We start from the raw sequence: 19,971 nt of genomic DNA on the forward strand, positions 1-19,971 counted from the left end.
AAACGAAGAAGTAGGCTGTATAGAAAAATTCTAATACAAGAGGCTTCCCCGCTCTCAAGCATTTGTTAAGTTGTGTTAATTAGTTGATAGGTCTCCTGACTTATAGGTCTTAAAAATTCCTCAAGCCTTCCCAGATCTAACCTTTTACCCAGTGGCTTCTCCCGAGAAACTTCTAGCTAATTACAGTTGCGGGGGCAGTGTTTGCTTTCCACAAACTTCCCTTGAATCAACTTGTCGTTACTATAGCAAACTTAGCAAAAAAAGTTTGACCAAATAATTGAATGGACATTCGCCCATTTTTGTTATCTGTCTGATTTCATTTAACGGGAATATTGCATCAAAAGAGCGATTCTTATCGCGGTGATAAATGATAATAGTTCTCAATAGAAACGTTCGATTCGCCCCAATTCATTGGTGAAAGAATATTCAATTTTCATGAATTTTTATGATAAATATCAGTCAAAAAAGCATTTGTAGATCAAAACTCTAAATGAAAATATAATTGACTTAATTGAGGCCGATTTCAGGCGCAAAACAGCGCTTAAAACCGTTAGCGCCGTGCCTTTCGATAAGCGGTGATCATCTCTTGGCTCACATCCTTTGCGTAGCAAAGTGGACGCGCCCCACCAGGTTTTGAGTAGGCACTTCGCTTCCCGCAACGGGCCCCATTTTTCGCAAGATCATCCGGGCAAGCACACCGCCCCGCATAGCGCGCTTTCGATTCGCGAATCATCTTCTCGATAATCACCGCATCACTCTGTGCCATCGCGATCGGCAGATAGAGCATGCCTATCAGCAGACACCCCGCCACTTTTTTGACGATTTTTTTTAACATTCCCCAACACTCATTAACAATTTAAACAGCTCAATCCTACTTAATAAAATGTCTAAATGGAAGGGGAAAACGAATTTGAAAAGTCGCCTTCATAATTGGATAAATTGAGAGCGGATCATTTGCCTTATTTAAGCCCATGCTATTGATGAATCAAGTTAAATAAAATATGATCAAATGGTTCGATCAATAAATATAATTTTACGATGAGTGACGAAACAAATATAGAGTATTACAACCAAAATGCCGATGCGTTTTGCGAGCAGACTTGGGCAGTCGATATGTCTGAGTTATATCGCCCCTTTGAAGCCTATGTACCGCCAAAAGCGTCGATTTTAGATGTTGGCTGTGGCGCAGGACGGGACGCACTCTATTTCTACGAAAAAGGCTACGACGTTACCGCCTTTGATTATTCATTAGAACTGGTTAAAAATGCACAAGCCTTAACCGGACTTCCCATTTTGCACCGCTCTTTTTACGAGATTGATGAACGCTATCAATATGATGGAATTTGGTGTTGCGCATCGCTTTTGCACGTGCCTTTCGATCAACTCTCCGATGTTTTAATGCGCTTAGTGAGAGCTTTAAAAATAGAGGGCGTTGCTTATCTCTCCTTTAAATATGGCGATTCAATGCGCGAACATAATGGACGAATCTTTACCGATCTTAACGAGCAATCAATTCGCGCCTATTTAACCCCGCTTCCCGTTTCAATCCAAAAGGAATGGATTACCGAAGATCAGCGCCCCGATCGAGTAGAACGTTGGCTTAATGTCATTATTCAGAAAAAGGATTTTTTAGATGACGCTTCCCAGTGCCGAATGGCAGATTGAGTTTTTAAAATATATTCAAAACATTCTACAGGCAGGCTCATTCACCTCAACCTATAAATGCGCCCTATTAATCGCGCTTAGTAATGTCGCGATCGAAAAAGGGAGCGATACTGACGCGCCGTTAACAATTCATTATCGAGATTTAGCTGAGCAATTTATTCAGCTTTACTGGCACCAAGCGCGCCCCTATAAAATTGTTAATCAAACAGAAATTATCCTTGCGCAAAATACAGGTAATACGATCGCCATCATGCAACGAATCGATGAACTGCAAGCTCGTTATACAACGCTCGCCAATGCACGCCGTCAATCCGATTGGAATAGCACGATTACAAGTGTTGCCCAAACCGTTAAAAAAATGCCGGCGCAATATCTCCAAAATATCGGCGGTCAAACGTATCCTTTTTTATATGAATGGTCATCAAAAGGTATGGAGATTACCCTTAAACGCGGGGTGATGTACGGTTTTAGACAATTTAACGGCATTATTACACAGCTCGCGGAGCATAAATGGCTACAATTGATTCGTCAAAATAGCCAAAACGCGGAGCTTTTCCAAGACGATCACGATCTCTATACCTTCCTGTTTGAACCCTCGCGCCAAGCACTTGGTAAAGTCAAAGATCAATTAATTCCCCTCCAAAATAATTGCTGTTTTTATTGTGGCAAGCCGATTAAAGAGAACGATCATCACGTCGATCACTTTATCCCGTGGTCGCTCTACAGTAGCGATACAGGGCATAATTTTGTGCTCTCTGATAGCCGTTGTAATTTACAAAAAAGTGATGCTCTTGCGTCGCTTCCTGTATTAGCACGCTGGCTTGAACGCAACGAACTGCGCAATCATGAGATTATTGAAGCGATTACTCCGATTGGATTTATTTGCGATAAAGAGCGTAGCCATAATGTTGCCAAATGGGCATATTCGAAACTCTTTAAAGCCGATTCCTTTTTCTGGGTGCCTCCAAAAACATTAACGCGCATTGTAGAAAATCCCGATCTCACTTTTGACGCTCATAACGCAAAATATCCTGCTCCGTAAGATTATTAACATCATCAGCTTCATCCACCGCCCCAATTACAGCCAGCGTATCTATCTACGCACGGTTAAATAGATTAAACAAGCTAAATAAGCGTAATTGTTTCATGGGTAGTCGCATCAAAAAAGATTGGCGTTGGCGTCTCTTCAGCGAAATTGATCATACCATAGGAAGCGATCGATCCGCCTCGGGGATAGGTAATGCTACCGGGATTAATCACAGTGACCTCGTTCTTATGGCTTACAGCTGTCCGGTGGGTATGCCCGTGAAAGGCGATGCTTGCTTTATGAATTAGCGCGCGATTTCGTACCTCTTTTTCCACATGTTGATAGTGGGCAATGTGGCCATGCGTCATGTAGATGCGGTGTTTCCCGATGGTTTCGGAGCGTTCAAGGGGAAGCGTTAAAGCGCGTGAATCTTGAATGCCAAAATCATTATTGCCAATCACGCCGAAAAACTGAATATCAGGGAAAAGATAGGCCGCTTCCACCGCCTCTTTTGCACCATCGCCTAAAAAGAGCACGTAAGCAATCTCGCGCTCGTGATGGGCAATGATCTCAATTAAATGATCGGCACTGCCATGAGAATCCGATACAATCAGTGCGTTTAGCATATATCCCCCGAAATAATTTGGCTTTTATGGTTCTTGAAAACAGTTATTTTGAAAAGGTATCGTACCAAATAGACTCTAAATGAGCACAAAAAAGCGTAAAACCCTGTGAAATTTTACGCTTTTTGATTGATGGTTTTACAAAATTGATCGCGGGTTAGAGTGCTTCAAAGGTATTACAGGCTCTAATATCGCCCTGATCAAATCCGCGTTGGAACCACTCTTGACGCTGTTTGGATGTGCCGTGCGTAAAACTATCGGGCACAACGACTCCGCGAGATTGTTTTTGCAGACGGTCATCACCAATTGCGGCCGCGGTTTTCATCGCTTTTTCAAGATCACCGATCTCTAATAAACCACGCTCGCTCACATATTTACCCCAAATGCCGGCATAACAATCGGCTTGAAGCTCCATTTTAACCGAGAGCTGATTGGCCTCTTTTTTGCTCGCACCCGCTTGTGCTCTACGCACTTTTTGATTCGTGCCAAGCAGATTTTGGACATGGTGCCCAACCTCATGAGCGATCACATAGCCTTGCGCAAAATCACCGCCACCGCCTAAGTTTCGGCGCATATCGTCATAAAATGAGAGATCGATATAGACTTTATAATCAGCCGGACAATAAAAGGGGCCCATCGCTGCTTGCCCAAATCCGCACGCCGTGGAGGTTTGCCCTTTATAGAGCACAAGTTTAGGCTCTTGATAGGGGGTGCCCAGTTTTTTAAATTCTCGCGTCCATAAATCCTCGGTCATCCCAAGGGCCGCACCGGTAAATTCCGCCATCTTCTCCTCTTCTGGGGAGATGCGAACATTGGTTTCCGTCTGATAGGTGGTGCCTTCGCCGCCTAAAAGCGGCGATAGATCGATGCCATAATAGCCCGCGATCATCACCACTAAAAAGACCGCAATCCCGGCCTTCCCATTTAATGGAATCGGGAGCCCGCCTAAGTTTGCTCCGCGCCCACCGCCTGAACGACGTCGATCTTCAATATTATCGCTTCGTCTCTCTTTTTCCCAACGCATACTCTATCCTGCTCATTGATTCTAAAAGCTCTATTATAGGCAATTTATCGGGAATAATTAACGAATCTTAATAATTTATCAAATCGCTAATAGTAGGGTCGTTATTACCGGTTTATTATTAGGCTCATATACAGACATTATTTTGAGTAAACGCTAAAATGCTGATTCCGATGTCGCCCATTTTCTACCTCATCGATCATCGCAATGGCATAGTCGGCGTAGCTAATCTCGCTCTTGCCAGCTCGATTGATCATCAAAGTTTCACCCCCAATCTCATAATCGCCAGTTCGCGCGCCATCGGCATTAAACTCAGTAGCCGGGCTTAGGTAGGTCCAATTGACATCTCGGCGCTTTTTAAGCTCATCAAGTGCCATCGCCATATGGCTCGCAAGGGGTTTAAACGCTTCCGGGAAATCGGGTGTATCCATCAATCGCGTCTGTTTCGCCTCATCGACATAGAGGCTTCCTGCCCCACCAACTACAAAGAGGCGCTGTGGCTTACGGCTCAAAAGATCGGCAAGATAGGTTAACGAGGATCGGTGCAGATGAAGCTGTGACGGAGACCAAACCGCAAAGGCATCGATAACTGCATCAGCTTCCCGGAGATCATCATCGGTGAGATAAAAAAGATCCTTCTCTAAAACGGTAACATGATCATGTTGTAAAAATTCAGAGGTAAGATTAGCGCGATTTCGCACAATGGCAATCACACGATGGCCTCGCGCTAGCGCCTCGTTCATAATCAGTGAGCCGGCTTTACCGGATGCGCCAATAATGGCAATGGTTTGTGCTTGATCTGTCATATTGTTCTCCTTTATGGCTTCATTTGGGAATAAACTCAATGATAGATCGCGAATTTTACAATGTAAATAAGGCACTTTTACGTGCTATAGTTACTTTTTGGTAACGTTTTAGGAGAGTTGGGCGCAATGAGCAAAAAAAATTTACCTGACTGCCCCGTCGAAGTGACATTATCACTCATGGGAAGCCGCTGGAAAGTCTTAATTGTGCGAGAATTATTGATCGATACACGCCGATTTAGTGAATTAAAACGCGCTCTATCCGGCATTTCTCAAAAAGTATTAACCGAACATCTGCGAGATTTAGAGAAAACAGGCCTCGTCGATCGAACCGTCTATCCTGAAGTTCCCCCGAAAGTTGAATACTCATTAACAACGCTTGGAAAATCGCTAGAGCCCATTCATCAAGCCCTCTATGACTGGGGCACGTGGTATCGAGATAATCTAAAGTAAGCCTTGATGAACGCCGTTATTTGCGGTTGGCAAGTGCATCTAAAACCTTCCCTGCTGTGGGCGGTGGTGAGGTTAACATCTCTTGATAGACCGCTTCTAACGCCTCTAAAAACTCATTTGAGGCAGGTCTGCCGGAAAAATCATCTAAACTTGGGGAAAATTGAATGCCAAGTGCATAACACATCGCTTTTTCAAGGCCTTGGGGTCTAGCTTCCACCGATTCAAAACGGGCTTGTTCATCGGCGGTTCGTCCGGTAGGAATATACCAATAGCCAAAATCATCGAGTTTACGGCGACGCGTGCCCGCTAGGCAATAGTGAGAGAGCTCGTGGAGGAGACTACGCGGGTAATTACTTCTAAAATAGAGAATCCCTTTAGAATCGTCGGTCGGCGCCTCATAAAAGGGCTCATCTGCCCCGCCTTTTATGATTAAATCGGGCAGAGTTTCAGATAATAACGCAATTAAATAGGCGCATAATTGATCATCATTAAGGGCATTGATATCGACCATTTGATTCATACTCAGTTTCGTTTCCTCGTGTAAATATACTGTTTGATCTCTGATTTTATCGGCGTCTATTGTAGCTGATTGAGCGCAAGATAGAGTTGCACCAGATCATACCAGCTCATCTGATATTGAATCTCGCCCAAATAATGTCCATCGGATTTATAGCCTTGAATATCGATGTGTGAATCACTCTTTTTAAGCGTATTGCCGAAAAGCGTGGCGAGTGAATTGAGATTAATGCCGAGTTGATCGCTCTCTTTTTTCACCGATTGATCGATCATAAATTCAGGATCGACAGGCCATTTTAGAAGGAAGATTGGCGTGAGCGCTTTTTTTGATTCAATCTGATCAACGCCAGTTAATTTTTTTAGAGTCTTTAAGGATTCTTGCGCAGGCTCCTCTTTTAAACGGGCCTCATTTAAGGCAAAGGAGAGCCTGTCACTACCGGATTTAATAAAGAGTGTTTGATCAAAATCCACCTGTTTAAAGCTCTCTGCAATGCCCTTTTTCACTAAGTTTTTAAGTGGGCGCGGGAGTTTTTCATCCGTCGCTTTTTGCGTCCAGACCTGTTGCAATAATCTCTCTAAGCGTACCGCCTCCCCTTTTAACGAGATTCCAACGGTCTCTTTTTGTTCAGCCGTTTCCGTCGTAGTAATAAACGGTTTGAGCGATTCTTCAAGATAGCGTTTTGCATCGCGTTTTAACTCAAGACTCCATTCACTGCCCCGTTCGGTTTCTGAAAAGGCGATATGATCACCGGCAAATTGATCCCACGGGAGCGTTAATAGCGTTAAGATAAGCGATTCAGACGTTTCAGCTTGTTCTTCACGATTAAGCGAGGTAGCAAGATCCCCGAGTAATCCATCGCGAATTTCGGTGATTACCTCTTTAGGAAAAGGCGCAATAAAATAGCGGTTTGAATCGTTAAGCGCGGCGTAACGGCTCTCGGTAAAGGTGACATTTTTATCGGCAGTAGCGTCATCATGCTCTATTAAATATCGAATCGCCGAACGGTCAAATCCTTTTTCTCGCTGAAAGGAGAGGCTTTTCGCCTTAGAAAAGAGCGCAACATTTTGCAAACCAAACTGCTCAATTAATCCATGATAGAGCCCATTATCACTGTGTTTAACCCATAAAAAGAGATCATCACCACTGTTTTTAAGCGTCGATTCTGCATTCACAAACGAGGCATTATGCTCCTTTTTCGCAAAGCGTTTACTCTCAAGCCCAACGAGTGACTGCTTTGCCCGGCTTGATTCATTCCCGTAAGCCGCGACAAATTGGCCGGTTTTTTCATTGAGATAATAATGAAATTGATAACGATTTTTCTCTACTGAGGCACTGCCAAAACCGGTGGAATCGAGATAATAACGCGGATCGATCTGATAATCATCAAGCATCTGATTAAAGGCTTCCACAGTGCTTAGATCGAGCTTTGTTGAGAAAAAATAGATACCATCGCGAGATAAGACCTCAAGGGGTGCGCGGGTTTTGGCATAGAGCCCGAGAATCATGCGCACATTCATCGAATTTAAAAACTCAGCCATCGGCGCACTTAAGCCTAAAATCTCTTGCTTTTGAAGATCGATCAATTCACCAATTTGATAATCGCCAAGCCCCGACTCTTGCAACAGCGCAGGAATCACCTCTTCGCCAATCCACTCAGGGATTTCAAGCTCTTTAATCAAATCAATAAAAAGATCCCCATCAAGCTCGCTCTCCTCTTCAAAGAAAAGATCGCTCACTGCTTGGGAAAATAGATTGAATTTATCGATCGTGGTGGAAGCGGACTTTTTCGCCTCTAAACTCCACGCCGGAAGCCGTAAATAGAGATCGCTATCGGCATCGACTTTTTGATGCAAATAGCCTGAATATGGCGTTGCCACAGCGGTGGAGATCGTTGTCAGGAGCGCAGCCCCAAGAATCCCTTTACGAAAGCCTCGTGTCATATTATCTCTCTTTTTAATCATTAAAAACGGTGAAAATAACAGCACTATTGTAGCGTGTATTTAGGATATTCGCATATAAAAGCGTCGCTTAGAGCGATTCCCTTAACGCAATAAAATCGCGGGCAAAAAAAGAGGCAGGAGGCCATTTATCAATAAACGCCTTACCTGCCTAGGAGAACTAAAAATGATACACTAATAACTATACTAATGACTTACCAATTGAGTCGCCCCAACCAGTTCGTTCACTATATCAACGCTGGAAATATTTTCCGCTTTAAGTTGCTGGAAATTAACTAAAATCAATCATTTAAATTTATACCAATTTCACCAATGCGCCATATGGTGCTGATTGCCTAGTCTTTCCGCGATTTAAGTTGCGATAGAATCATTTATAGGAATCACCGCTTTACTATTGAAGGATTTCAAAAGTCTATGAATTATATTACCCTCACCCCTGAAAAATCGGCACCGATTAAGATGTGGACCAAAGGTGTTCCCGTTGAAGAAGCCGCGAAAGAACAGCTCATTAAGACGGCGAGCTTACCAATCATTTTTAAGCATCTTGCGGTGATGCCCGATGTGCATTATGGGCTTGGATCGACGGTTGGAAGCGTCATTCCAACGCAAAAGGCGATTATTCCGGCAGCGGTCGGCGTTGATTTAGGCTGTGGCATGATGGCGGTGAAAACCTCTCTTGTGGCAAGCGATCTTCCCGATAATTTAAAACCGCTACGAATCGCGCTTGAGGCAGCAATTCCCCATGGCCGAAGCGGTAATGGTAAACGGAAAAAAGATGTAGGCGCATGGGATGAACCGCCAAAAATCGTCGATCGCTATTGGGCAAAACTTGAGCCCCGTTTTAAAGCGCTCACCGATAAATATCCGCGCTTTATTAAGACTAATAATTATAAGCATCTTGGGACGCTCGGGACGGGCAATCACTTTGTGGAGGTCTGCCTTGATCTTGATGATGGCGTTTGGATTATGCTGCACAGTGGCTCGCGCGGTGTGGGTAATGCCATTGGAAGCTACTTTATTGAGATCGCGAAAAAAGAGATGGAGCAGCATCTCGCTAATCTCCCCGATGCCAATTTGGTCTATTTAGAAGAGGGAAGCCAATATTTTAACGATTATGTGAATGCCGTTGAATGGGCGCAAGAGTATGCGCGTTTTAATCGTGAAGTGATGATGCATAACGCCATTTTAGCGATGCGCTCGGTGATTGATAAACCCTTCACCATCGAGGAGGAAGCGGTCAATTGTCATCATAATTATGTGGAAAAAGAGACCCATTTTGGCGAGGAGATCTATGTCACGCGGAAAGGTGCGGTATCGGCACGCAAAGGGGAACTTGGAATTATTCCAGGCTCGATGGGGGCGAAAAGTTATATCGTCCGCGGGCTTGGCAATGAAACCAGCTTTTGCTCGTGCTCCCATGGTGCGGGACGAGTGATGAGCCGGACGCAAGCGAAAAAGCGCTTTTCTCTTGAAGATCATAAACGCGCAACGGAAGGGGTTGAGTGCCGTAAAGATCGCGATGTGATCGATGAAACGCCAATGGCTTACAAAGATATCGATGCGGTGATGGCTGCCCAGCAAGATTTGGTCGAAGTGGTGTATCAGCTCAAACAGATTGTCTGCGTGAAGGGATAATAAAAACGCTTCCCGCGATTATGATTTTTTAAGGATCACATCGGGGAAGCTTTTCTCATTCTATACGAATTATTGCTGACTTTATTTCTTACTTAAATCCACCACAAAACGTCCTTTAATCGCGCCTTGCATCATCTTCTCGGCGATCTCAATCGATTCATCGAGTGAAATGGTGGTCGCATAATCCGATAAAAATGGGGTCGTCATATATTCATTAAGGAGTTCCCACGCTTTTTCGCGGCGCTCCATCGGTGCATAAACACTATCGATTCCATAAAGCGTTACCCCGCGCAAAATAAAGGGTGCTACATTCCCTGGAAAATCCATTCCCTGCGCTAAACCGCACGCTGCAATCGCCCCGCCATACTCAATTTCAGAGGCAATATTCGCAAGCGTATGGGAACCGACCACATCCACTGCCGCTTGCCAGCGCGCTTTTTTAAGCGGACGACCGGCTTCATAATAAGGTTGCGCCGCTTCAATCGCTTGAGCCCCAAGTTTATTGAAAAACTCCGTCTCATCGACTTTCGAGGTGAGCGCCGTGACGGAAAATCCAAGCTGACTTAAGAGATAAACCGCCACAAGTCCAACGCCGCCCGTCGCCCCTGAGACTAAAATATCCCCACGATCGGGCTTAATGCCATGTTGCAGTAATCTCTGAACGCAAAGCGCCGCAGTATATCCCGCTGTTCCAAGCGCCATCGTATCCCATTCTGAGAGATTATCCGGAAGATCAATAAGCCATTTGGATTTAACGAAAATATAGTCCGACAATCCGCCCCAATGAGTTTCACCAAGGCCATTGCCATTGATTAAGACGCGATCGCCCTTTTTAAAATACCCACTTTGATCCTGAATCACCTCGCCAACCGCATCAATGCCGGCAATCATCGGGAGGCGACGCGCAATTTTTCCCGTCCCCGTAATCGCTAAGGCATCTTTATAATTGAGCGTGGAATAGGCCACTTTAACCAGCACCTCGCCCTCTTCCTGTTGTAATTCTTTTAAGTTGATGACCTTGATCGTTGCCGTTTGATCGCCATTTTCCGTTTGATCTAACACCAGTGCACGAAATGACATAAAGACTCCTCTTTGAGAATATTGATCGGGATTGCTTACTATAATAACCCGATTATTCAAAATTCCTATAACGAAGCGTAAATATAGTGATGTCTTTGTAAATATATGCTAAGAAGTCACTTTTTCAGGATTGATCTGTCTGCTAAAACACTCATTTTCATGCATTTCCTTTCCTTAATTGCCTCATTAATGCTATATATCATGAATGATTTTCCTATCCTCGGGCGTTTTTCTTTCCCGAAAGGCGCTAAATTGGGTAGAATGAAAAATCGGTCTAAATTTTAATTTATCTTTAATATCGTTAATACATAATACAAGAAGGATCTATTGTGGCAGGAAATCATATTGGTCAATTATTCACTGTTTCTACCGCCGGCGAGAGTCACGGAAAAGCGCTCGTAGCCATCGTTGACGGCTGTCCTCCCGGGATTGAAATCTCAGAAGAGGAGATTCAGATCGATCTCGATCGCCGTAAACCGGGCACCTCACGCCATACCACTCAGCGCCGAGAAGCAGATCGCGTTACCATTTTATCGGGCGTATTTGAGGGCAAAACCACCGGCACCTCCATCGCGCTTATCATTCATAATGAAGACCAGCGCTCAAAAGATTATAACGATATTAAAGACCTCTTTAGACCGGGGCATGCCGACTATACCTATTATCATAAATATGGCCATCGTGATTATCGCGGCGGCGGGCGTTCAAGCGCTCGGGAAACGGCGATTCGCGTTGCGGCGGGTGCAATTGCAAAAAAAGCACTTAAAACCCTTTACGGCACGGTAATTTATGGCTATCTCTCCCAACTTGGCCCCATTAAACCCTCGGCGTTTGATAAATCCGCCATTGAATCGGAGGGCAATCCCTTCTTTTGGCCGAATCTAGCCGATATTGCTGAGCTTGAAACCTATATGGATCAGCTGCGTAAATCGGGCAATTCCATCGGCGCGAAAGTCTCCGTGGTGGCGGAAAATGTCCCCGTTGGGCTTGGTGAGCCGGTATTTGATCGCCTCGATGCGGATATTGCACACGCCATGATGGGCATTAATGCAGTAAAAGGTGTTGAAATTGGCGATGGATTTGATTGCATTGACGCGTTAGGCACCGATTTCCGTGATGAAATTGATGCCGATTCAGGCTTTCTATCAAATCACGCTGGCGGAATTTTAGGGGGCATTTCATCGGGGCAACCGATCATTGCGCACATTGCCCTAAAACCCACCTCAAGCCTCCGTTTAGAAGGCCAGACCATCGATAAAGAGGGCAATCCTGCGACGGTGATTACCAAAGGTCGCCACGATCCTTGCGTCGGAATTCGCGCCACACCCATTGCTGAAGCGATGCTGGCCATCGTGCTACTCGATCATGCACTTCGTCACCGCGGCCAAACCGGTCGTAATATCGGCGTTATAAAATAGAATAAATTTCTGACAACTGAACGATCTAAAACCACTTACACTTAAGTGGTTTTTTTGGGCTTGAATTACGCGTTTTCGTCCGCATTGTTGTGATTCGATCGGTGTGTAAATTTAGGTAATTTGTGCATGGATAAGAGGCGGGTTACTAGCGGATTTCGCGGTGATCCCGTATACTAATTATTTCGTAAAACTAAACCAATGAGAGGATGAGCGTTGTGAGCAGAATGAAAGAAGGAACGAAATTACGCGGTGCCGATAAAACGGCTCGTATCCCCATTAAAGTGGTGAGCGTTCCAAAAGAAGAGCGCCTTAAAAAGCCGAGTTGGATTAAGGCAAAAATCCCAAGCGGCCAGCGTTTTGAGGAGATCACCTCCCTTCTGCGCGAGCAAAAACTCCACTCAGTGTGTGAAGAGGCGATGTGCCCCAATATTGGCGAATGTTTCAATAAAGGCACCGCCACCTTTATGATTATGGGCGATATCTGTACGCGCCGCTGCCCTTTCTGTGATGTCGGCCACGGTCGCCCGCTTCCTCTTGACGCCGAAGAGCCGAAACGCCTTGCCGAAACGGTAGCCAATCTCCGCCTTAATTATGTGGTAATTACCTCCGTTGACCGTGATGATCTCCGTGATGGAGGCGCTGGCCATTTTGCAGAATGTATTACTGAAATTCGTAACGCATCACCAAAAACGGAAATTGAAATTTTAGTTCCTGACTTTCGCGGCCGCTTAGATGTGGCGCTTGAGATCTTAACTGAAACGCAACCAACCGTGTTAAACCACAACTTAGAGACCGTACCTCGTCTTTATAAGAAAGCACGCCCAGGCGCGGATTATCAAAACTCGCTCGACCTATTAAAGCGCTATAAAGCAATGAATCCCGATATCACGACAAAATCGGGCATCATGGTGGGCCTTGGTGAAACCGATGAAGAGGTGTATGAATTGATGCGTGATATGCGCGCGCACGATATTGAGATGATCACCATCGGGCAATATCTTCAGCCCTCAGATGGCCATCTAAATGTTGAGCGTTATGTGACGCCGGAAACCTTTAAAGAGTATGAAGCGGAAGCGTATCGTTTAGGCTTTAAAAATGCCTACGTTGGTGCAATGGTGCGTTCAAGCTACCATGCTGATGAGCAAGCCTCAGAAGTTACCGAACTTCATTAAGTTGCAAATCACGTATTGAAAAAGCCTAGGAGATAATCAACACGATTCCTAGGCTTTTTCTTTGCGCCCCACTTTTAGCGTTTATTGATAAATCAGCTACTACGATTTAGGCGAGCGTTTACGCGGGATGCCTTGATAATTAGTGGTAAACTGTTTTCCACGCGCCCCTCCTGCTCCACGGCGATTGCGTCCGCGACGATTGTCAGCCCGTTCACTACGACTCTCCGCCGGAATGAGATGCTCTTTGCGATTACCAATCAGATCAGCACGCCCCATATAACGCAATTCTTGACGCAGTAACGGCCAATTTTCGGGGTCGTGATAGCGTAAAAACGCCTTATGCAAGCGGCGACGACGCATCCCTTTTGCAGTGCCAACCTGCTCTGAATCTCGTTTCACCGGTTTTAAGGGATTGCGCTCTGAATAATACATAGCGGTCGCAAGCGACATCGGCGTCGGCAAAAATGCCTGCACCTGATCGGCCCTAAACCCATTCTCTTTGAGCCACAGTGCAAGATTCATCATATCTTCATCGGTCGTTCCGGGGTGAGCTGCGATAAAATAAGGAATCAAATATTGCTCTTTCTCCGCCTCTTTTGAGTACTTTTCAAAGAGACGTTTAAAATCATCGTAGCTCTTCATCGACGGCTTCATCATCTTCGAAAGTGGCCCTTCTTCAGTATGTTCTGGCGCAATTTTAAGATACCCGCCCACATGATGGGTCACAAGCTCTTTGATATAGCGCGGATCTTGCGCCGCCAAATCATAGCGCACGCCAGAGGCAATATGGACTCGCTTAATCCCCTCAATCTCACGGGCTTTTCGATAAAGATCAATGAGTGGTCCGTGATCGGTATTTAAATTTTGGCACACATTTGGATAGACGCACGAGAGCTTACGGCAATGCTTCTCAATATTGGGGTCTTTACAGGAAAGACGATACATATTCGCCGTCGGCCCGCCAAGATCGGAGATATAACCGGTAAATCCTTTGGTACGATCGCGAATCTCTTCAATCTCATTTAGAATCGATTGTTCAGAACGGCTCTGAATAATCCGCCCTTCATGTTCGGTAATCGAGCAGAATGAACAGCCACCAAAACAGCCGCGCATAATGCTGACCGAGTGTTTAATCATCTCCCATGCCGGAATTTTCGCATCGCCATAACTCGGATGCGGATTACGCTCAAAGGGGAGCGCATAAACGGCATCCATCTCCTCGGTTGAGAGTGGAATCGGTGGCGGATTGATCCAAATATCGCGGTCACCATGTTGCTGTACAAGGGGACGTGCATTAAACGGATTGGTTTCAAGGTGCAAAATTCGGCTCGCGTGAGCATAGAGCGCCGGCGTTTCGGACACATCCTCAAAACTTGGGAGACGAATCGCGAGCTCATCGCGCTTAATTTTCTCGCTCTCTTTGGCTTGCTGCTCCGTCGGGGCTTCGAGCGCGACATTAGTTTTACAGGTTTTCCCGTCGATCGCTTCGCCATAGGGATTAATATAAGGGTCGATTTTCCCCACATGGTCGAAATGCGTTGAATCGAGTTCAGCGCGCTCAAAATGATTTTTTCCGTGAGGCAGTGAGATGGCAGAGCCGCGAATATCGGTGATCTCAGAGATCGATTCTCCCCGTGCAAGGCGATGACTAAGCTCCACAATCGAGCGCTCACCATTCCCAAAGAGTAAAAGATCAGCTTTAGAATCGAGCAAAATCGAACGGCGAATCGATTCAGACCAATAATCATAATGAGCAACCCGGCGAAGCGATGCCTCAATGCCGCCAATCATAATGGGCGTATCAGGATACGCTTCACGCACTTTTTGAGTATAGACAATCACCGCGCGATCCGGGCGTTTTCCCGCCACATCACCGGCGGTATAGGCATCATTTCGGCGGATTTTACGATCCGAGGTATAGTGATTCACCATCGAATCCATATTGCCCGAATTGATGGCAAAATAGAGGGTTGGCGGACCAAGGCGCATAAAATCATCAAGCGAATTCCAATCCGGCTGGGCAATCACCCCAACGCGAAACCCCTGCGCTTCCAGCAGACGCCCTAAAATCGCAGTACCAAAACTTGGATGGTCGATATAGGCATCGCCGGTGATGAAAATAATGTCACAACTATCCCATCCTAAAAGATCCATCTCATCGCGCGTCGTTGGCAAAAATGGTGCCGTGCCAAAACGATGCGCCCAAAACTTTCGATACGAAAAAAGTGGCGTCACGCCCTCAAACTCTCTCACAATCGTAACCCTTAAATATAACAATCAATCGGCCATTATAGCGTGTTTTTGTAGACTTTTTAAGATTGCGATAATTTATTAAACCGCTGAGATAACAATGATTCTCATATGCAAAAATCCAATATAATTCCTGCTCTAAAAATCCCAATTTGTCCGATCAAGATCATAAAAAATGAGCGCAAAATTTACATCTAAAAATGAGAGGCGTAGAATAGTACCCCACGCCCTGGTAGCTCAGTCGGATAGAGCGTTCTCCTCCTAAGAGAAAGGCCACAGGTTCGATTCCTGTCTAGGGCGCCAATTCTTTCATTATTTTCAGACAATCATTAAGAGCATTACCCCGATTAATCCTACGATAACAATCATCAACCAGAAAAGTATCTCTGATAGGTGATTAAAGGGAAGCTCAATACCCAATTTTTCTTCAATCTGCTGATAAAAAAATCTCTGAACAAAGATATAGAGATAAAATGCAATTAATCCTCCTATAATAATTAGCCGAGGATAATGTTTCTTTTGATTACTCTTATTACTCAGTAATTTCTCTAATTGTGATCCTTGGTGAGATTGAGCCATAGAATCAGCTAATTCAAGTCCCATCTCTTCAATCACGATTCCCTGATTAAACAAAATAGGGGAATCTCCGTAATCCCCAAGCCCCATCAGAGTTATCAATAAAAAAATGAATAATTTCATACCGAATTTATATTGTTTGCAATGGAGTGTTCATTTTAGTAAAACTAACCAAAGAATTCTTATAAAAAGGAAACCAATTGATGAAACTCTATCTTTTAATGGCGAGCGTGATGCTCTTATCCGCCTGCTCAGTACGTGCTGATATGCCCAATCGTGTGGTGATTGATTCAGAAGGTGTTACCATCGATGCAAAACAAAATGGAAACGGCAATTTCTGCCCGCCCGGACAAGCGAAAAAGGGGAATTGTTAAGCGAAGTATTCAGCAAAATAACAAAACTCGATAGTTTTACTTTCCGCAAAAAAGACTATCGAGTCGATTATTAATCTTCCATAGAACAAAGAGTTAAAGGTAGCTCTCTTATACATTTAACTCAAAAGACCTCTTTAAAATATACGAATCATACGTTTTCATTTATACTTATACTCATGATACTAGCACTACGACCTTTTTTACGATTAATCTTACTGATAGGACTCCTTATGGGATACCTCATGAGTGATTTCGTTGCGGGTGCTATTGATCATCATGAAACACTCCCCACTCAAACATTAACGTGGCATGAGCATGCTAGTGAGGTAGCCTCGGCATTTCAGCAACCAATCTCTGCCCATCATGGGTGCATAGAAATGTGTGAGTTAGGCGGTAGTCATCACTGTTTGCTCTGTTTATCGCTCATCGAATATAGAGCCTCAATTTATCTAGAATACCCAACGAATCATACAATCATTTCGGATCGAGTTAATTTGAACGATGGTATCTATACGCTTGAATTACCGCCCCCTATAAATGCTCTTCTTATTTAATTAGTTAAATATAACGAAAATCAACCATTCCACACCTTTCAAAACGCTGATAATACTCATTTCCAGGCGCAATATTCGCCATAGTAAGTATTTGGAATGGTTTAATTAAATATGCATTTATAAGGATTTATAAGATGAAAAAACGATCTCTTTATTTAGTAGGATTATCTTTAATAAGCTCTTTTACGCTAGCAGATACCGCTCTTCCCGAAGCCGTTCTTTACAAAGATAAATATTGTGGTTGCTGTACAGAATATGTAAATTATCTAAAAAAAGAAGGGGTGAGTGTAAAAGCGATCGATCACCCTGATATGCGGACAATAAAATATCAATATGGAACCTATCAAGGCGCTAGTTGCCATACGATGATTATGGGAGATTATGTGATTGAAGGACATGTACCAATCGCATCGATTCAAAAACTTTTTAAGGAAACACCGAATATTAAAGGTATTGCACTTCCTGGAATGCCCGCTAGTTCACCTGGAATGGGCCCGGCAGTGGAAGGCAGTTTAAGCATTATGACCATTGAGCATTCTAGTGAAATTAAAGAGCGATTTAATCAAGAGTAATGCTTTATTAAGCATCCTATAAAAAAGCTAGCGCTTAAAGTTTCAGATTAGAAACGTTAAGGGCTAGCCTTCATTATTAAGCCCCACTACCCGCGTAATTGCCCGATAATGAGAAGCAGTGCGATAATGATCATTAAAAAGCCTGAGATTCGGCTGACAATGAGCGCCGCTGAAGGACGCGTTTGCAATACCGCTTGCGAGCAATAACCGACGAGCGAGTAGATAATGGCGCTACTGAAAATATGAATAAGGCCGAGTAATACGAGCTGAATGGGGAGTGCCCACGATGAGCCCGGATCGGTAAATTGGGGTAATAGCGCCAAAAAGAGCAGTAAAACTTTTGGATTTAAGCCGCTGACAAAAAAGCCCTTCACTGCCCAACTTTTTGAGCTATTCATATCGGCAACGCTGGCCTCACTTGGGCGAGAGGGTGAGCGCACTAAATTGGTCCCAAGCCAGAGTAGATACCCTGCACCAAGTAACGTAATCGTCGTCATTAAAATCGGGCTTTTCGCAACAATTGCCCCAACGCCAAGCGCGACCACGACAGTGGCTAAAAAGTGACCAAACAGCATACCCGACACCGCTGGCAGGACTACCTTCCCTCGAATGCCCGCTGAAATTGCATAGGCCCAATCCGCGCCTGGGGTAATCACAAAAAGAAAAGAGACTGTCCAAAAAGTCGCTAAAATCCCGAAATCCATCTACATTGACTCACTTTTTCTAAAAAATCGATAAAATTGGAAAAAACTTCTACTGTTAAGATAATAATTAGAAATAATACCCCTTATTTGCTAGAATTTTCTTTCAAAGTTTCTCCAATTCACCCTCTTTATTAGTGGAATCTTCTACATGGATACGATAGATAAAAAAATTCTTTCGGCACTGCAAAAAGATGGCCGTATGTCGATCACCGATCTTGCCAATCACGTAGGATTAAGCCTCTCCCCTTGCCATCGTCGCGTAAAACAATTGGAGGAATCCGGCGCGATTAAAGGCTATTCGGCGCAGCTTGATCCGAGCAAAATCGGGCTTCAATTTTCGGCAATTGTCTTTATTAATTTAAAAGAGGGCAATAATGATTCGATCAAACGCTTAGAAAATGCGCTGATCGATATTCCGGAGATTGTGCAAGCACAACGGCTCTTTGGCGATCCGGATTATATGCTCCATGTGGTGGCTGAAAATCTCGAGGATTTCCAAAAACTCTATGATGAAAAGCTCTCCAATATCCCGAGTATTTTGCGCTTAACCTCAACCATTGTGATGAAAAACGTGATCGCTGAGCGCATCTTCCCGATCTGGTAAACCGCTCAATACGATCACGTTGGGTGCTCGATTAAACGAAAATTAACGGCATTTTTCGGTGATAAATTCGTTATCATTTCCCTGAATCGATTGAATGATTTTATTGCGCTTACATTCCCACGCTTTAGGAGGATGTTCCGCGTTCCACACCGTCATCAATTTTTTCTCTTGGTCGGCAACATCAAGCTGATAACGTTTTTCCATATAGAGATAGGTCCGCGCGATCATCCCTTTCACCTCATTGCGAGGCTGGACTTGGCGATTTTTAAAGTCGGTGTAAAACTCACATTTTCCGTATTGAGTAAATGTCTTCTCAAAATCGCTAAAACGGAAGTTGGAACGATCGCCATTAATCTCACCAACCGCCGGCTGAAGATTGTGCATATCGCCCTCCATTACATTAAAATAGGCGTTGTTTTGACACGCTTTCCGCCCGCCCTCTTGCCAGCATCGCAGCTGATTGCCAAAGGCGTACGCAGGCATCACATGCTCCCACTCAATCCGGCGCGCGCGCTCTTCATTTTTGCGGATTTTATAGCCACAACTTTTGAGATCAACAATCCCCTTTTTCCCTTCCCAGCTAAAATCACAGCCACAATAAAATTCTTTCTGCTCAGGGTGATCCTTATAGAGCTGAACCAAACGAGATTTTGCTTGATTAAACGATAATCCCTCAAGATCGATCGGGAAATCAGTCTCTGATTGCTGTTGCTCTGTCTTTGGGGAGAGATCGGGTAATTGCAATAAAAAATCATTAAAATAGAACGAAAGAACGAGTAATATAACGCCGATCACCCAAAAAACGGGATTGTTCTTCTTAAATAATTCTTTCGCAAGATTATCTAAAATCGTTTTTTGCTTCTTTTTCCGTGCCATTTTCAAATATCCGTTTAGTAAACCACTGAATCCATCCGGGACTCTATTCTATTGTCTTTACAAATCGTTAATTAACGAAAATATCCTAT

20 protein-coding genes, 1 tRNA gene and 1 riboswitch are annotated in these 19,971 nt (G+C 44.3%); of the genes, 10 read left to right on the forward strand and 11 right to left on the reverse strand.

Annotated features, from left to right (window positions below; translation table 11 throughout):
• Positions 1-67 precede the first annotated feature (67 nt).
• A riboswitch (cobalamin riboswitch) is annotated at positions 68-246 on the reverse strand.
• Positions 247-550: 304 nt separating this feature from the next.
• Entirely contained in the window at positions 551-835 is a 285-nt protein-coding gene (locus OXI21_RS08495; RefSeq protein WP_279619139.1) for a hypothetical protein, read from the reverse strand.
• A gap of 203 nt (positions 836-1,038) precedes the next feature.
• Between OXI21_RS08495 and OXI21_RS08500 the strand changes: the two genes are divergently transcribed.
• A complete protein-coding gene (locus OXI21_RS08500; RefSeq protein WP_279619140.1) occupies positions 1,039-1,665 on the forward strand; it encodes a class I SAM-dependent methyltransferase in 627 nt (208 codons plus the stop codon).
• Positions 1,634-2,707 carry an HNH endonuclease gene (locus OXI21_RS08505; RefSeq protein WP_279619141.1) on the forward strand — a complete coding sequence of 358 codons (1,074 nt, stop codon included), beginning with the start codon at positions 1,634-1,636 and terminating at the stop codon, positions 2,705-2,707. Before OXI21_RS08500 ends, OXI21_RS08505 begins: the two co-directional genes overlap by 32 nt.
• 83 nt (positions 2,708-2,790) lie before the next feature.
• Here the strand turns inward: OXI21_RS08505 and OXI21_RS08510 are convergent, their stop codons facing one another.
• The 3 genes from OXI21_RS08510 to OXI21_RS08520 all read right to left on the reverse strand — a co-directional run bounded on the left by OXI21_RS08510 (position 2,791) and on the right by OXI21_RS08520 (position 5,142).
• Positions 2,791-3,318, reverse strand: a complete 528-nt coding sequence (locus OXI21_RS08510; RefSeq protein WP_279619142.1) for a YfcE family phosphodiesterase — start codon at positions 3,316-3,318, stop codon at positions 2,791-2,793.
• 154 nt (positions 3,319-3,472) lie between these two features.
• Entirely contained in the window at positions 3,473-4,339 is an 867-nt protein-coding gene (locus OXI21_RS08515; protein ID WP_279619143.1) for a zinc metallopeptidase, read from the reverse strand.
• A gap of 137 nt (positions 4,340-4,476) precedes the next feature.
• The gene (locus OXI21_RS08520; RefSeq protein ID WP_279619144.1) at positions 4,477-5,142 is read right to left on the reverse strand and encodes an NAD(P)-dependent oxidoreductase; all 666 of its coding nucleotides are present in this window, start codon (positions 5,140-5,142) and stop codon (positions 4,477-4,479) included.
• Between the two features lie 126 nt (positions 5,143-5,268).
• On the opposite strand from OXI21_RS08520, the gene OXI21_RS08525 reads away from it, so the two are divergent.
• A complete protein-coding gene (locus OXI21_RS08525) occupies positions 5,269-5,592 on the forward strand; it encodes a helix-turn-helix domain-containing protein (RefSeq protein WP_279619145.1) in 324 nt (107 codons plus the stop codon).
• A 16-nt stretch (positions 5,593-5,608) separates the two neighbouring features.
• Here OXI21_RS08525 and OXI21_RS08530 read toward each other — a convergent pair whose 3' ends face one another.
• Both OXI21_RS08530 and OXI21_RS08535 read right to left on the reverse strand, forming a co-directional pair.
• The gene (locus OXI21_RS08530; RefSeq protein ID WP_279619146.1) at positions 5,609-6,112 is read right to left on the reverse strand and encodes an elongation factor P hydroxylase; all 504 of its coding nucleotides are present in this window, start codon (positions 6,110-6,112) and stop codon (positions 5,609-5,611) included.
• A gap of 56 nt (positions 6,113-6,168) precedes the next feature.
• Positions 6,169-8,049, reverse strand: a complete 1,881-nt coding sequence (locus OXI21_RS08535; RefSeq protein WP_279619147.1) for a hypothetical protein — start codon at positions 8,047-8,049, stop codon at positions 6,169-6,171.
• 432 nt (positions 8,050-8,481) lie between these two features.
• Between OXI21_RS08535 and OXI21_RS08540 the strand changes: the two genes are divergently transcribed.
• Complete coding sequence (locus tag OXI21_RS08540; RefSeq protein WP_279619148.1) at positions 8,482-9,702, forward strand: RtcB family protein; 1,221 nt, start codon at positions 8,482-8,484, stop codon at positions 9,700-9,702.
• An 81-nt stretch (positions 9,703-9,783) separates the two neighbouring features.
• Here the strand turns inward: OXI21_RS08540 and OXI21_RS08545 are convergent, their stop codons facing one another.
• Positions 9,784-10,782: an oxidoreductase gene (locus tag OXI21_RS08545; RefSeq protein WP_279619149.1), complete on the reverse strand. Its 999-nt coding sequence runs from the start codon at positions 10,780-10,782 to the stop codon at positions 9,784-9,786.
• A gap of 329 nt (positions 10,783-11,111) precedes the next feature.
• On the opposite strand from OXI21_RS08545, the gene aroC reads away from it, so the two are divergent.
• Both aroC and lipA read left to right on the forward strand, forming a co-directional pair.
• Positions 11,112-12,200 carry a chorismate synthase gene (gene aroC / locus OXI21_RS08550; RefSeq protein WP_279619150.1) on the forward strand — a complete coding sequence of 363 codons (1,089 nt, stop codon included), beginning with the start codon at positions 11,112-11,114 and terminating at the stop codon, positions 12,198-12,200.
• Between the two features lie 224 nt (positions 12,201-12,424).
• Positions 12,425-13,372: a lipoyl synthase gene (lipA, locus tag OXI21_RS08555; protein ID WP_347815530.1), complete on the forward strand. Its 948-nt coding sequence runs from the start codon at positions 12,425-12,427 to the stop codon at positions 13,370-13,372.
• 99 nt (positions 13,373-13,471) lie between these two features.
• Here the strand turns inward: lipA and OXI21_RS08560 are convergent, their stop codons facing one another.
• Positions 13,472-15,625, reverse strand: a complete 2,154-nt coding sequence (locus tag OXI21_RS08560; protein WP_279619152.1) for a YgiQ family radical SAM protein — start codon at positions 15,623-15,625, stop codon at positions 13,472-13,474.
• 223 nt (positions 15,626-15,848) lie between these two features.
• On the opposite strand from OXI21_RS08560, the gene OXI21_RS08565 reads away from it, so the two are divergent.
• Positions 15,849-15,925 (forward strand) — tRNA-Arg (locus tag OXI21_RS08565).
• A gap of 15 nt (positions 15,926-15,940) precedes the next feature.
• Here the strand turns inward: OXI21_RS08565 and OXI21_RS08570 are convergent.
• The gene (locus OXI21_RS08570) at positions 15,941-16,321 is read right to left on the reverse strand and encodes a hypothetical protein (protein WP_279619153.1); all 381 of its coding nucleotides are present in this window, start codon (positions 16,319-16,321) and stop codon (positions 15,941-15,943) included.
• 80 nt (positions 16,322-16,401) lie between these two features.
• Between OXI21_RS08570 and OXI21_RS08575 the strand changes: the two genes are divergently transcribed.
• Together OXI21_RS08575 and OXI21_RS08580 are read left to right on the forward strand one after the other, a co-directional pair.
• Positions 16,402-16,572 carry a hypothetical protein gene (locus tag OXI21_RS08575; protein WP_279619154.1) on the forward strand — a complete coding sequence of 57 codons (171 nt, stop codon included), beginning with the start codon at positions 16,402-16,404 and terminating at the stop codon, positions 16,570-16,572.
• A 688-nt stretch (positions 16,573-17,260) separates the two neighbouring features.
• Entirely contained in the window at positions 17,261-17,698 is a 438-nt protein-coding gene (locus tag OXI21_RS08580) for a DUF411 domain-containing protein (protein ID WP_279619155.1), read from the forward strand.
• A gap of 86 nt (positions 17,699-17,784) precedes the next feature.
• Here OXI21_RS08580 and OXI21_RS08585 read toward each other — a convergent pair whose 3' ends face one another.
• Positions 17,785-18,402: a LysE family translocator gene (locus OXI21_RS08585; RefSeq protein ID WP_279619156.1), complete on the reverse strand. Its 618-nt coding sequence runs from the start codon at positions 18,400-18,402 to the stop codon at positions 17,785-17,787.
• Positions 18,403-18,550: 148 nt separating this feature from the next.
• Here OXI21_RS08585 and OXI21_RS08590 point away from each other — a divergent pair, with 148 nt between their 5' ends.
• On the forward strand, positions 18,551-19,006 hold the full coding sequence (locus tag OXI21_RS08590) for an Lrp/AsnC family transcriptional regulator (protein WP_279619157.1): 456 nt from the start codon (positions 18,551-18,553) through the stop codon (positions 19,004-19,006).
• A 42-nt stretch (positions 19,007-19,048) separates the two neighbouring features.
• On the opposite strand, the gene OXI21_RS08595 is transcribed toward OXI21_RS08590, so the two are convergent.
• Positions 19,049-19,882, reverse strand: a complete 834-nt coding sequence (locus tag OXI21_RS08595; protein ID WP_279619158.1) for an endonuclease — start codon at positions 19,880-19,882, stop codon at positions 19,049-19,051.
• Positions 19,883-19,971 lie beyond the last annotated feature (89 nt).

Source organism: Ignatzschineria sp. RMDPL8A (assembly GCF_029815055.1).
GTDB lineage: Bacteria > Pseudomonadota > Gammaproteobacteria > Cardiobacteriales > Wohlfahrtiimonadaceae > CALZBJ01.